General features: G+C 68.1%; 14 protein-coding genes and 1 tRNA gene. 14 read left to right on the top strand and 1 reads right to left on the bottom strand.

Features of this window, described 5'->3' with window-relative positions:
* Positions 1-258 precede the first annotated feature (258 nt).
* Positions 259-612 carry a hypothetical protein gene (locus ACE3Q8_RS22960; RefSeq protein WP_374473223.1) on the top strand — a complete coding sequence of 118 codons (354 nt, stop codon included), beginning with the start codon at positions 259-261 and terminating at the stop codon, positions 610-612.
* Here ACE3Q8_RS22960 and ACE3Q8_RS22955 read toward each other — a convergent pair.
* Positions 609-821 (bottom strand): hypothetical protein, encoded by a 213-nt coding sequence (locus ACE3Q8_RS22955; protein ID WP_374473221.1) that lies wholly within the window; start codon positions 819-821, stop codon positions 609-611. The two genes, ACE3Q8_RS22960 and ACE3Q8_RS22955, sit on opposite strands and share 4 nt — an antisense overlap.
* Before the next feature lie 189 nt (positions 822-1,010).
* Here ACE3Q8_RS22955 and ACE3Q8_RS22950 point away from each other — a divergent pair.
* From ACE3Q8_RS22950 to rpoB, 13 genes are all read left to right on the top strand, one after another.
* Positions 1,011-1,086: transfer RNA gene (locus ACE3Q8_RS22950), tRNA-Trp, on the top strand.
* A 143-nt stretch (positions 1,087-1,229) separates the two neighbouring features.
* On the top strand, positions 1,230-1,466 hold the full coding sequence (gene secE, locus ACE3Q8_RS22945) for a preprotein translocase subunit SecE (protein ID WP_374473219.1): 237 nt from the start codon (positions 1,230-1,232) through the stop codon (positions 1,464-1,466).
* Positions 1,467-1,470: 4 nt separating this feature from the next.
* Positions 1,471-2,034, top strand: coding sequence for a transcription termination/antitermination protein NusG (nusG, locus tag ACE3Q8_RS22940; RefSeq protein ID WP_374473217.1), 564 nt, complete (start codon positions 1,471-1,473; stop codon positions 2,032-2,034).
* Positions 2,035-2,204: 170 nt separating this feature from the next.
* The gene (gene rplK, locus ACE3Q8_RS22935; RefSeq protein ID WP_374473215.1) at positions 2,205-2,636 is read left to right on the top strand and encodes a 50S ribosomal protein L11; all 432 of its coding nucleotides are present in this window, start codon (positions 2,205-2,207) and stop codon (positions 2,634-2,636) included.
* Between the two features lie 3 nt (positions 2,637-2,639).
* Entirely contained in the window at positions 2,640-3,335 is a 696-nt protein-coding gene (gene rplA / locus ACE3Q8_RS22930; RefSeq protein ID WP_374473213.1) for a 50S ribosomal protein L1, read from the top strand.
* A 130-nt stretch (positions 3,336-3,465) separates the two neighbouring features.
* Entirely contained in the window at positions 3,466-4,530 is a 1,065-nt protein-coding gene (locus ACE3Q8_RS22925) for a hypothetical protein (RefSeq protein WP_374473212.1), read from the top strand.
* Between the two features lies 1 nt (position 4,531).
* On the top strand, positions 4,532-5,032 hold the full coding sequence (locus ACE3Q8_RS22920; protein ID WP_374473210.1) for a GNAT family N-acetyltransferase: 501 nt from the start codon (positions 4,532-4,534) through the stop codon (positions 5,030-5,032).
* 4 nt (positions 5,033-5,036) lie between these two features.
* A complete protein-coding gene (locus ACE3Q8_RS22915; RefSeq protein ID WP_374473209.1) occupies positions 5,037-5,864 on the top strand; it encodes an enoyl-CoA hydratase-related protein in 828 nt (275 codons plus the stop codon).
* A gap of 312 nt (positions 5,865-6,176) precedes the next feature.
* Entirely contained in the window at positions 6,177-6,692 is a 516-nt protein-coding gene (gene rplJ / locus ACE3Q8_RS22910) for a 50S ribosomal protein L10 (protein ID WP_374473208.1), read from the top strand.
* A gap of 45 nt (positions 6,693-6,737) precedes the next feature.
* A complete protein-coding gene (gene rplL / locus ACE3Q8_RS22905; protein WP_374473206.1) occupies positions 6,738-7,124 on the top strand; it encodes a 50S ribosomal protein L7/L12 in 387 nt (128 codons plus the stop codon).
* Positions 7,125-7,209: 85 nt separating this feature from the next.
* A complete protein-coding gene (locus tag ACE3Q8_RS22900) occupies positions 7,210-8,286 on the top strand; it encodes a helix-turn-helix domain-containing protein (RefSeq protein WP_374473205.1) in 1,077 nt (358 codons plus the stop codon).
* 90 nt (positions 8,287-8,376) lie between these two features.
* Positions 8,377-9,177, top strand: coding sequence for a sterol desaturase family protein (locus ACE3Q8_RS22895; RefSeq protein WP_374473203.1), 801 nt, complete (start codon positions 8,377-8,379; stop codon positions 9,175-9,177).
* A gap of 450 nt (positions 9,178-9,627) precedes the next feature.
* Positions 9,628-12,175, top strand: a 2,548-nt coding sequence (gene rpoB, locus ACE3Q8_RS22890) for a DNA-directed RNA polymerase subunit beta (protein WP_374473201.1), incomplete at its 3' end; no start/stop codon positions are given.

The raw sequence follows: 12,175 nt of genomic DNA, 5'->3' as shown, positions 1-12,175 counted from the left end.
ATCAAGTAAGCGCAAGCTGACCTGATCCACGACAGAGGCCGCCGGGGACACCCCCGGCGGCCTTTTTCTTTGCCTGCGGCATCCGCGCGCCGGTTGTGAAGGGTGGGTGAAGCTCGCGCGAAGCGTGTAGCCGGAGTCAGCAATAACAACGACTTACCCATTCGACATAACGGCGAAATTCCCGTTGCCGGCCTGCGAGTCGAGGCGCACAGTCAACCCGTCCGAATGGGGACAGGACGTGTGCCAAAGGAAAGAAGCATGCGCGTTTTAGGGAGTTTGGCGGCCGTCGCCTCGGCGATGGCCCTCGCGGGCTGCGGCCAAGGTGCGACCAGCACCGCCCAGGCGTCGGGCGGCGAGTCCCAGGGTGAGAAGGTGGTGGCGATCGGCTGCCCCAAGACCCCCAAGCCCGACTGCGTCACGGTGACCGCGGGCGGCAAGGCTTACGACGTCACGGGCGCCGGGATCGACCTCACGCGCGGCGTCGCCGTCGCCGTGACCGGGCGCGCCGCCGGCGAGGTCACCGCCTGCGGGCCGAAGCTGACCAATGTGGAGGTCGAGTATCAGGGGCTGCAGTGCGCCGCCCCCGCGCCAGCGGCGGCGACCGGGCGCTAGTCCTCGTCCAGCCCGTCGACCTGATCGGCGCCGGACTGGTTCGGCGCGGGCGCGCCCGGCTGGGGCGCGCCCGTCGCCGGATCGGTCATGGTCTTGTCGTTGCGGCTCGAGCCTTCGGAGCCGGGCGGTTCCTGCGAGGGGCGGGGCGGGGAGCCCGGCTTCATCTCGTCGTCGCGGTTGTACTGCTTCTCTAGGTCCTGGCCGGCCATGGTCGCCTCGAAGGGTGTGTGCGGGTCGGCGAAGGAACGGCGCTGGCGGCGCTTCGATCCCGCCTTGCCCGGGGCGGACCGCCCTGCTAGATGAGCCGGCTCCGGCGATGAGCCGAACGCGCCGGAAGGCTGGCCGCTTTCCGGCGCGCTCATCATTGACGGAGCGCCGGACCGAAAAGGGCTGGTCGTAGGAGTGTAGCTCAGCTGGTAGAGCATCGGTCTCCAAAACCGAGGGCCGGGGGTTCGAGTCCCTCCACTCCTGCCACCCTATATATGTCCCAAGCGCAGTGAATCGGGGCCGCTTCCAGCCGCCCCTAAACCGACGAGTTTGAAGACGCCGCCATGGCCAGGAAACCGGGCTCGACCCCGCAAGCGATGAGGAACCGCGCCGCCAGGACGGCCGCGGCCATGACCGCGCCCGCGGCCGTCGCTCAGGCGCCCAAGAAGAAGACGAGTCCCGGTCAGTTCCTGAAGGAAGTGCGGGCCGAGGCGCGCAAGATCACCTGGACGAGCCGCAAGGAAACCTGGATCACCTCCGTCATGGTGGCCATCATGGTGACCCTGGCGGCCCTGTTCTTCTGGGGCGTCGACTCGACCCTGCGGGTCCTGGTCTCCCTCGTCCTCCGACTGGCGAACGCCGGGTAAAGAGATGTCCGAAGCCGCCCAACAACAATCCAACCCGCGCCACAAGTGGTACATCGTCCACGCCTACTCGAACTTCGAGAAGAAGGTGGCGGAGTCCATCAAGGAACAGGCGCACGCCCAGGGCCTGGACGAGAATTTCTCCGAGATCCTGGTGCCGACCGAGGACGTGGTGGAGATCCGCCGCGGCCGTAAGGTCAACTCCGAACGCAAGTTCTTCCCGGGCTACGTGCTCGTGAAGATGGAGATGACCGACGAGGCCTATCACCTGATCAAGAACACCCCGAAGGTGACGGGCTTCCTGGGCTCCGGCTCGAAGCCGATCCCGGTGTCCGAGAAGGAAGTCGCCCGCATCATCGGCGCCATCGAAGAGGGCGTGGAGCGGCCGAAGCCGACCATCTCCTTCGAGATCGGCGAACAGGTCCGCGTCACCGACGGCCCCTTCGCGAGCTTCAACGGCTCGGTGGAGCAGGTGGACGAGGAGCGCGCCCGCCTGCGCGTCACCGTCTCCATCTTCGGCCGCGCGACGCCGGTCGAGCTGGAATACGGCCAGGTCGAAAAGATCGCCTGACGATCGGCCGCGGTTGCCGCGGTTGACGTTAGCTGGTAGGAGCGCGCCCTTCGCGGACGGGCGCGTTCTTCGTTTTTCCGTCTGCGATTTCAAACCCGTGGGAGAGGGCGGCCACCGTAACCTCGGACCACGGCTCAAACCGGCCGGGTTTCCGGCCATGAGGAGCAAAGATGGCCAAGAAGATTCTGGGCTACATCAAGCTGCAGGTGCCCGCGGGCTCCGCCACGCCGTCGCCGCCCATCGGGCCGGCCCTCGGCCAGCGCGGCGTCAACATCATGGGCTTCTGCAAGGAGTTCAACGCCCGCACCGAGAAGGAACAGAAGGGCACGCCCCTGCCGACCGTGATCACGGTCTACCAGGACAAGTCCTTCACCTTCGTCACGAAGACCCCCCCGGCGAGCTACTACATCAAGCAGGCCGCGGGCATTAAGTCCGGCGCCAACAAGACCGGCCGCGAGACCGTCGGCAAGATCACGCGCACCCAACTGCGCGAGATCGCCGAGAAGAAGATGAAGGACCTCAACGCGAACGACGTCGAGGCCGCCGCCCGCATCATCGAGGGCTCCGCCCGCTCGATGGGCCTGCAGATCGTGGAGGCCTAAGAGATGGCGAAGCAACCGAAGCGCACCCAGCAGTGGACCGGCGACCGCGCCGCCACCCATGGCGTCGAAGACGCCGTGAAGCTGGTGAAGGCCAACGCCAACGCCAAGTTCGACGAGACCGTCGAGATCGCGGTGAACCTGGGCGTCGATCCGCGTCACGCTGACCAGCAGGTCCGCGGCGTGGTCAGCCTGCCGTCCGGCACCGGGCGTGACGTTCGCGTCGCCGTCATCGCCAAGGAAGCCAAGGCCGCCGAAGCCCAGGCCGCCGGGGCCGACATCGTCGGCGCCGAGGACCTGGTGGAGCGGATCCAGGGCGGCTTCATGGAGTTCGACCGGGTGATCGCGACCCCCGACATGATGGCCCTGGTGGGCCGTCTGGGTAAGGTGCTCGGCCCGCGCGGCCTGATGCCGAACCCGCGGGTCGGCACCGTGACCCCGAACGTCGCCCAGGCCGTCAAGGACGCCAAGGGCGGCGCCATCGAGTTCCGCACCGAGAAGACCGGCATCATCCACGCCGGCATCGGCAAGGCCTCCTTCACCGAGGAGCAGCTCTTGGCCAACGTGCGGGCCCTGGTGGACGCGCTGAACCGCGCCAAGCCGTCGGGAGCCAAGGGCACCTACATCAAGAAGATCAGCCTGTCCTCGACGATGGGCCCGGGCTTCAAGGTGGACGCCGGCTCGGTGGGCGCCCAGGCCTGATCGGCCTGAGCCTCCGGAGACTTTAGTGAAGGGCGCGGGCCGCAGGGTCCGCGCCCTTTTCGTTTGACCGCTCGCCCGCGCATGGCCGCTCGCGCTACGCTGTTCGACGAACAACGGGGAGGGCTATTCCATGTGGCGTGCGATCCTGGGTGTGGCGGCGGCGCTGGCGGTGGGCGCGCCCGCCGCGCACGCCGAGCAGTTCGAGTTCGTGGCGCTGGGCGACACCGCCTACAACCTGCCGAAGGATCTGCCGGTCTACGACGCTCTGATCGGCAAGATAAACCGCGCCCGCCCCGCCTTCTCGATCCATGTCGGCGACACCTGGGGCGCCGAGCCCTGCACCGAGGCCAACCACCGCTACGTGCTCGCCCAGTTCGCCAAGTTCGACCATCCGGTGGTCTACACGCCCGGCGACAACGAGTGGGTCGACTGCCGCCGGCCCGACGTGCTGGAGGCCTACCATCGCTACCTGGGCGGGAAGGCGACGCCGCAGGACCTCGCCCTGCTCTTGCCGCTCCGTAGCTTCGAAGGCGCCTGGACCAGCGCGGGCTTCGCCGATCCGCTGGCCAGCCTGCGCACCATCCGCGAGACCTACTTCGGCAAGCCGCAGAGCCTGGGCGCCCGGACCATGCCGCTCGTCCGGCAGCCCGACGTCATGCCCGCGACCCAGACGGCCGAGAACACGCGCTGGGAGCGGAGCGGTGTGATCTTCGCCACCATCAGCGTGCCGGGGTCCGGCAACGGGGTGACGCTCAACGACGAGGCGCGGCTGCGCGAGGCGGTGGCCCGCAATCGCGCGAACGTCGACTGGATCCGCGCGGCGTTCGCCGAGGCGGCGACGAAGAACGCGAAGGCGGTGGTCATCGCCCTGCAGGCCGGGATGTTCGTGGACGGCGAGGGCGGCGAGTTCACGGGCAAGGCGGTGCGCGGCGGGACGGACGGGCCGTTCTACTGGACCGTGTTCGCCATCCGCGACGCGGCCGCGCGGTTCGGCAAGCCGGTGCTGTTGATCAACGGCGACTACCACGATCTCGTCATCGACCGGCCGTTCATGGTCAGCCAGGGGGAGAGCAAGCCGCCGCTCTACGCCAACATCACCCGGCTCCAGGTCTATGGCGCGCCCGAGCTGAAGGCGGTGAAGGTGCGCGTCGACACGGACACATCGTGGGTCTTCGGCTTCGAGCCGCTGTACTGAGATGGCCGTCGAGCTCGAACCCTGCGGACCGGAACGCCGGGAGGTCATCGCCAACCTCTTCCAGTTCTACGTCCACGACTTCGCCGACTTCTGGACCAGCCGGCAGGCGGACTTCCAGGAGGACGGCCGGTTCGGGCGCTACCCGCCGCTGGACGACTATTGGGACCAGCCGGGCGGCGAGGCGCTGCTGATCCGCGCCGACGGTCATCCGGCGGGGTTCGTGCTGATCGACCGGAAGGGTCATTCGGGCCTGCCCTGCGACTTCAACATGGGCGAGTTCTTCGTCGGCAGGCCGTACCGTCGCGCGGGCGTTGGCCGTGCGGCGGCGCTGGCGGCGCTCGAGGCAAGGCCGGGGCTCTGGGAGATCGCCGTGGCGCGGCGCAACCTGGCGGCGCAGGCCTTCTGGCTGCAGGTGGCCACTGCCGCCGGCCGGGTGGAGGCTCTGGACCGCGACGATGCGCACTGGAACGGTCCCGTGTTGCGCCTGACCGTGGCAGGGTGAGGCCATGGACCTGAAGACCATCCGCTACGAGATTCACGACGGCGGCGTCGCCGTGGTCACCCTCTCGCGTCCGAAGCGGCGCAACGCCTGGACCGGCCGGATGCACACCGAGTACCGGTGGATTCTCGCGGAGGCGGACCGCGACGCCGCTGTCCGGGCGATCGTCGTCACCGGCGATCCCGAGGGCCAGGCGTTCTGTGCGGGCGCCGACCTTCAGGCGCTGGAGGGGCACTCGGAAAAGGGCGGCTACGATCCCGGCACGCCGCAGGACATCGCCACGCCCGGCTACGGCGTCGACCCCGCGTTCGACGCGGCGTTCGCCTATCACTTCGGCGTCGGCAAGCCGATTCTGGCGGCCATCAACGGCGCGGCGGCGGGTGTGGGCCTGGTGCTCGCCGCCTTCGCTGACCTGCGGTTCTGCGTACCGGGCGCGAAGTTCACCGCCGCGCACGGCCGGTTCAATTTCCCGGCGGAGTTCGGCCTCTCCTGGATCCTGCCGCGCATCGTCGGCCTGACGCATGCCAACGACATCCTGCTCTCCAGCCGGGTGTTCACGGCCGAGGAGGCTGAGCGGATGGGCTTCCTCAACCGCATCGTCGCGCCCGAGCGGCTGATGGACGAGGCGCTGGCCTACGCCCGCGATCTCGCGCGGACGGTGGCGCCGGGCTCGGCCCGCGAGACCAAGCGCCAGATCTACCGCGACCTCCACCGCGACGCGGCGGCCGCGGTCCGCGAGGCCGAGGCCCTGCTCGACCAGATGGCCCGTGAGCCGGACTACAAGGAGGGCGTGAAGGCCTGGATTGAGAAGCGGCCGCCCGTCTGGCGGGGGTGAAGCCGTCGGGTTGAGTTCCGGATGGGTTTCCTGTATGAGGCGCGCCTTCACGTCGGTCCCCTCCGGGGGAGCGGCGAGGGCAGGGGCCTTCCTGAGGCGCCTGGGCCTGTCAGAGAACTGCGGGGAGCCAGGGGTCGCCTGGCGCCATAACGCGAAGGGGAGCCCTCCTTCGGCCGCCGGGAGACGGGAAGATGATAGTTCCGCGACCCAGCCGTCACGGCGTGGGCGCGAGGCTGCGGCTTCTCTCACTCGACAGGTGACTATCCGGCTCGCGCAATCGCGCGCGGGTCGAACCTGAGTATGGAGACCGCAATGGACCGCGCTCAAAAGCAGGAAGCCATCGAAACGCTGAAGGGCGATTTCGCGGCTGCCGGCGCCGTGGTCGTGACCCACTACATGGGTCTGACCGTTGCGGAAATGACCGATCTGCGGGGCCGCCTGCGCGAGCAGGGCGCCCAGCTGAAGGTGGTGAAGAACACCCTGGCCCAGAAGGCTCTGGACGGTGCGATCGGCGAAGCGGCGGACAGCCTCTTCAAGGGTCCCGTCGCCATCGCCTTCGCGCCGGACCCGGTGTCGGCCGCCAAGGTCGCGACCCAGTACGCCAAGGACAACGACAAGTTCAGCGTCGTCGGCGGCTTCATGGGTCAACAGGTGCTGGACCAGAAGGGCGTGAGCGCGCTCGCGTCTCTGCCGTCCCTCGACCAGCTCCGCGCCAAGCTCATCGGCCTCATCCAGGCTCCGGCGACCAAGGTCGCGGGTGTCCTGCAGGCGCCGGCGGGCCAGCTTGCGCGCGTCTTCAACGCTTACGCGACCAAAGACGCCGCCTGATCGTCATCTTCCCCGACAACCCCTATCAAGTAAGGACCAACTGAAATGGCCGACCTGCAAAAGCTCGTGGACGACCTGTCCGCCCTGACCGTCATGGAAGCCGCCGAGCTCTCCAAGATGCTGGAAGAGAAGTGGGGCGTTTCCGCCGCCGCTCCGGTGGCCGTGGCCGCCGCTCCGGCCGCCGGTGGTGGCGAAGCCGCCGCCGCCGCCGAAGAGCAAACCGAGTTCACCGTTGTTCTGACCGCCGGTGGCGACAAGAAGATCAACGTGATCAAGGAAGTCCGCGCTGTCCGTCCGGACCTCGGCCTGAAGGAAGCCAAGGACCTCGTCGAAGGCGCTCCGCAGAACGTGAAGGAAAACGTTTCCAAGCAGGAAGCGGAAGAGATCAAGAAGAAGCTCGAAGAAGCCGGCGCCACCGTCCAGGTGAAGTAAGCCGGAGCTTCGGAGTTCCGAAGATCCAGAAGGGCCGGGGGGCGACCCCCGGCCCTTTTTTCGTGGGTCGTGCTAGGCTCCGCGGGTGAGCGACTCCGCCGCCATCGTCAGCGCCTTCGTCCACGGGATCGCCGTGGGCCTCACCCTTGTCGTCATGGTGGCGGTGCTGCGCGGCGGCCTCAGCCGCGACGTGAAGATCGCCTCGACCCTGTTCAGCCTCAGCGTCGCGGCCTGGGCGATCAACGAGTCCTGGCCGCTGTGGCGGGCGCTCGACGCGCCCTGGCCGGTGCTGGTGTTGGCCTGTGCGGTGGCGGGTCTGTTCTGGCTGTTCGTGCTGGTGGTCTTCGCCGACATGCGGGTCACCGCGGGAACGCTCGCGCCGGCGGCGGTGCTGCTGGTCACGGGGCTCGTCATGCAGGCGCTGCCGCGACCGGCGCAGGATTGGCTCTGGTGGACCCGCAACGCGGTCTCGGCCCTGCTGGCCATCCACGCCGGCGGCGTCATCGTCCGCGGGTGGGCGGGCGACCTTATGGAGGCGCGGCGCCGGTTCCGGGCCATCCTGCTGGTGCTCGCCTGCGTCTTCGTCGTGGTGGAGGTCGGGGTGGGCTACACCTTCCGGCTGACCCAGGATCCCGCCTGGCTCTCCGTGGTCGTCGGCCGCACGTACGGCGGGCTGATGCTGACGGCGCTCGCGCTCTCGCTGGCGAGCCTGATGCTGCGGGTGGACCCGGCGGTGTTCGGCGCCCCCCGCCGCGCGGAGACCGGCCCCGATCCGCGGGCCGAGGCCGCCGACCGCGAGGCGCTGCAGCGGCTGCACGGCCTGATGACGGCTGGCGCCTGGCGGCGCGAGGGCCTCACCATCGGCGCCCTGGCCGAGGATCTCGGCATGGCCGAGCACCAGCTTCGCCGACTGATCAACCGCCGCCTGGGCCACCGCAACTTCGCCGACTTCCTGAACGCCCACCGGATCGAGGCCGCAAAGCGCCGGTTGGCCGATCCGGGCGATGCGCGCACCACCGTGGCCGCCATCGCTTTCGACCTCGGCTACGGCTCGCTCGGCCCGTTCAATCGCGCCTTCCGCGCGGCGACCGGCGCGACCCCCACGGAGTGGCGGCGCCAGGCGTTGGCCGACGGCTCGCCGGAACTGAAAGAAGCCGTCTGATTCCGGATTCGGCGAGGTCCGTGCGGCCTCGGCGAGACGGCCCCGGACCCCTCAGGCTCCTGCTGCGGCAGGAAACACGAGGGGACCGCCATGGACGTCGTCCGCGATGTCGCGAACATCTGGCTCCGCGAGATGGAGCCCACGCTCACCCGCTATCTGATCTTCACCGTCGGCCTATGGCTGCTGCTCTGGGTCTGGCTCGGGCCGTGGCTGAAGGCGCGCAAGATCCGCGAGCAGACGCCGCCCGGCCGTCAGCTCGTTACGGAGCTGCTGTTCTCGCTGCGCTCGATGGCGATCTTCGCCACCGGCGGCGTGGTCATGGCGTTCATGTTCCGCGCCGGGCTCTATCCGCTGGGGGAGCTGGCGAACGGCTGGGGGCCGCTCTGGTTCGGCGTTTCGATCGTCGCCGGCGTGATCGGGCTCGATGCTTGGTTCTACTGGACCCACCGGCTGATGCACGACCCGAGGCTGTTCCGCCGTTTCCACCGCCGCCACCACCGCAGCAACAATCCTTCGCCGTTCACCGCCTACAGCTTCGATGTCGGCGAGGCGCTGCTGCTGTTCGGCTTCGTGATCGTCTGGCCGATGGTCTTCCCGATGCCGTGGAGCGCCATGCAGTGGGTGATGCTCTACCAGATCGTCACCAACACCCTGCTGCACTCCGGCTACGAGCTGATGCCGGCGAGGCGGGACGGCCGGCCGATGCTGGACTTCATCGTCACCACCACCCACCACGACCTGCATCACGCCCAGGCGGGCTGGAACTACGCCGCCTGGTTCACCTGGTGGGACCGATGGATGGGCACCGAGCATCCCGAGTACCACGCGCGCTACGCCCGCGCCGCCTGGCGGCCGTTCGCGCCGAAGGCGGCCCCCGTGCCGGCGGAATAGGGCTAGGGCGCTGAAAAAATTGCAGCTCTACCGTAACTTGCGCCGGAACTTCCGGGGACCCTCCCTGGTTGGAAGGATGCGCGACCAGCGTAGACTATCGGAAGCTAGCACTAACCCGGGGCCTCCCCGGGACTGACCAGAAGGCGGCGTCGGGATCTCCACCCGGCGCCGCCATTTCGTTTGCGCCGAATTTGTTGGCTCAGGGGACTTCCCTTCCGCGGCGAAAAAGCCTATCTCGGCTCCTTCGCGAAATTTCCGACTCCGAAGACGCGGTTCTTCGCGCGTGATTGCTCCGAGGCATGGCCCGCAGCCCTCCGGCCATGCGAGGGGGCGCCCCTGACGATACAGGGGCTTCCAGCGTCCGGCTCCTTTCGGGGAGCACGAGGGTGGACGCAGGATACTAAAGCTTGACGGCGGGACTCCGTTCCCGCGCGTCCTCAAGGGATCAAAATGGCGCAGTCCTTCACCGGTAAGAAGCGGATCCGGAAGTCGTTCGGCCGCATTCCTGAAGCCGTGCAGATGCCGAACCTGATCGAGGTTCAGCGCTCCTCCTACGAGCAGTTCCTGCAGCGCGAAGTCCGTCCGGCCGAGCGCCGCGACGAGGGCGTGGAAGCGGTCTTCAAGTCCGTCTTCCCGATCAAGGACTTCAACGAGCGCGCGGTGCTCGAGTACGTCTCCTACGAGTTCGAGGAGCCGAAGTACGACGTCGAGGAATGCGTCCAGCGCGACATGACCTACGCGGCGCCGCTGAAGGTCAAGCTGCGCCTCATCGTCTTCGAAACCGACGAAGAGACCGGCGCCCGCTCCGTGAAGGACATCAAGGAGCAGGACGTCTACATGGGCGATATCCCGCTCATGACGGAGAAGGGCACCTTCATCGTCAACGGGACCCAGCGCGTCATCGTCTCCCAGATGCACCGCTCGCCGGGCGTCTTCTTCGACCACGACAAGGGCAAGACCCACGCCTCGGGCAAGCTCCTGTTCGCCGCCCGCGTGATCCCCTACCGTGGCTCGTGGCTCGACTTCGAGTTCGACGCCAAGGACATCGTCTACGTCCGCATCGACCGTCGCCGTAAGCTGCCAGCCACCACCTTCCTGATGGCGCTCGGGATGGACGGTGAGGAGATCCTCTCCACCTTCTACGACACCCTGACCTACGAAAAGCGCCAGGGCGGCTGGGCCACGGCCTACAAGCCCGAGCGCTGGCGCGGCGTGAAGCCGGAGTTCCCGCTGATCGATGCGGACACCGGCGAGGAAGTCGCTCCGGCCGGCCAGAAAATCTCCGCGCGCAACGCCAAGAAGTTCGCCGACAACGGCCTGAAGACCCTGCTGCTGGCGCCCGAGGCGCTGACCGGCAAGTACCTGGCCCGCGACCTGGTGAACTTCGAAACGGGCGAGATCTACGCCGAAGCCGGCGACGAGCTGGACGCCGCCCTGCTGACCTCGCTCGAGGAGCAGGGCTTCACCACCCTCGACGTCCTCGACATCGACGACGTGACGGTGGGCGCCTACATGCGCAACACCCTGCGGGTGGACAAGAACACCGTCCGCGAGGACGCGCTGTTCGACATCTACCGCGTGATGCGTCCGGGCGAGCCGCCGACGGTGGAAGCCGCCGAGGCGATGTTCAAGAGCCTGTTCTTCGACGGCGAGCGCTACGACCTGTCCTCGGTCGGCCGCGTGAAGATGAACATGCGCCTGGAGCTGGACTGCCCTGACGACGTCCGCATCCTGCGCAAGGAAGACGTGCTGGCCGTGCTGCAGACCCTGGTGGGCTTGCGCGACGGCCGCGGCGAGATCGACGACATCGATAACCTCGGCAACCGCCGGGTCCGTTCGGTGGGCGAGCTGCTCGAGAACCAGTACCGCGTCGGCCTGCTGCGCATGGAACGCGCGATCAAGGAGCGCATGAGCTCGGTCGATATCGACACGGTCATGCCGCACGACCTGATCAACGCCAAGCCGGCGGCGGCGGCGGTGCGGGAGTTCTTCGGCTCCTCCCAGCTCTCGCAGTTCATGGACCAGACGAACCCACTGTCCGAGATCACCCACAAGCGCCGCCTCTCGGCGCTGGGCCCGGGCGGTCTGACCCGCGAGCGCGCGGGCTTCGAGGTCCGCGACGTGCACCCGACCCACTATGGCCGGATCTGCCCGATCGAGACGCCCGAAGGCCCGAACATCGGCCTGATCAACTCGCTGGCCACCCATGCCGTGGTCAACAAGTACGGCTTCATCGAGAGCCCGTACCGGCGGATCCGTGACGGCAAGATCACCGACGAGGTGGTCTACATGTCGGCCATGGAGGAGGCGAAGCACGTCATCGCCCAGGCCAACATCAAGCTGGTCGAAGGCGAGATCGCCGAGGACCTCGTCCCCGGCCGGGTCAACGGCGAGCCCTCGCTGCTGCCGAAGGACCAGGTCGACCTGATGGACGTGTCGCCCAAGCAGGTCGTCTCGGTCGCCGCCTCGCTGATCCCGTTCCTCGAGAACGACGACGCCAACCGCGCCCTGATGGGCTCGAACATGCAGAAGCAGGCCGTGCCGCTCATCCAGTCGGATGCGCCGCTGGTCGGCACCGGCATGGAGAGCATCGTGGCGGTTGACTCCGGCGCCGTCGTGGTGGCCCGCCGCTCGGGCGTCGTCGAGCAGATCGACGGCACCCGGATCGTGGTCCGCGCCACGGAAGAGACCGACCCCACCAAGCCGGGCGTCGACATCTACCGCCTGCAGAAGTTCCAGCGCTCCAACACCTCCACCTGCATCAACCAGCGTCCGCTGGTGCGCGTGGGCGACCGGATCCGCGCCGGTGACGTGATCGCCGACGGCCCGTCGACGGAGCTGGGCGAACTGGCGCTGGGCCGCAACGCCCTCGTCGCGTTCATGCCGTGGAACGGCTACAACTTCGAAGACTCGATCCTGATCTCCGAACGGATCGTGCGCGATGACGTCTTCACCTCGATCCACATCGAGGAGTTCGAGGTCATGGCCCGCGACACCA

The organism is Phenylobacterium sp. (genome assembly GCF_041913825.1).
Classification (GTDB): domain Bacteria; phylum Pseudomonadota; class Alphaproteobacteria; order Caulobacterales; family Caulobacteraceae; genus Phenylobacterium.
The sequence above is the reverse complement of the archived record's forward strand: the minus strand, read 5'-3'. Positions and strand labels throughout refer to the sequence as shown.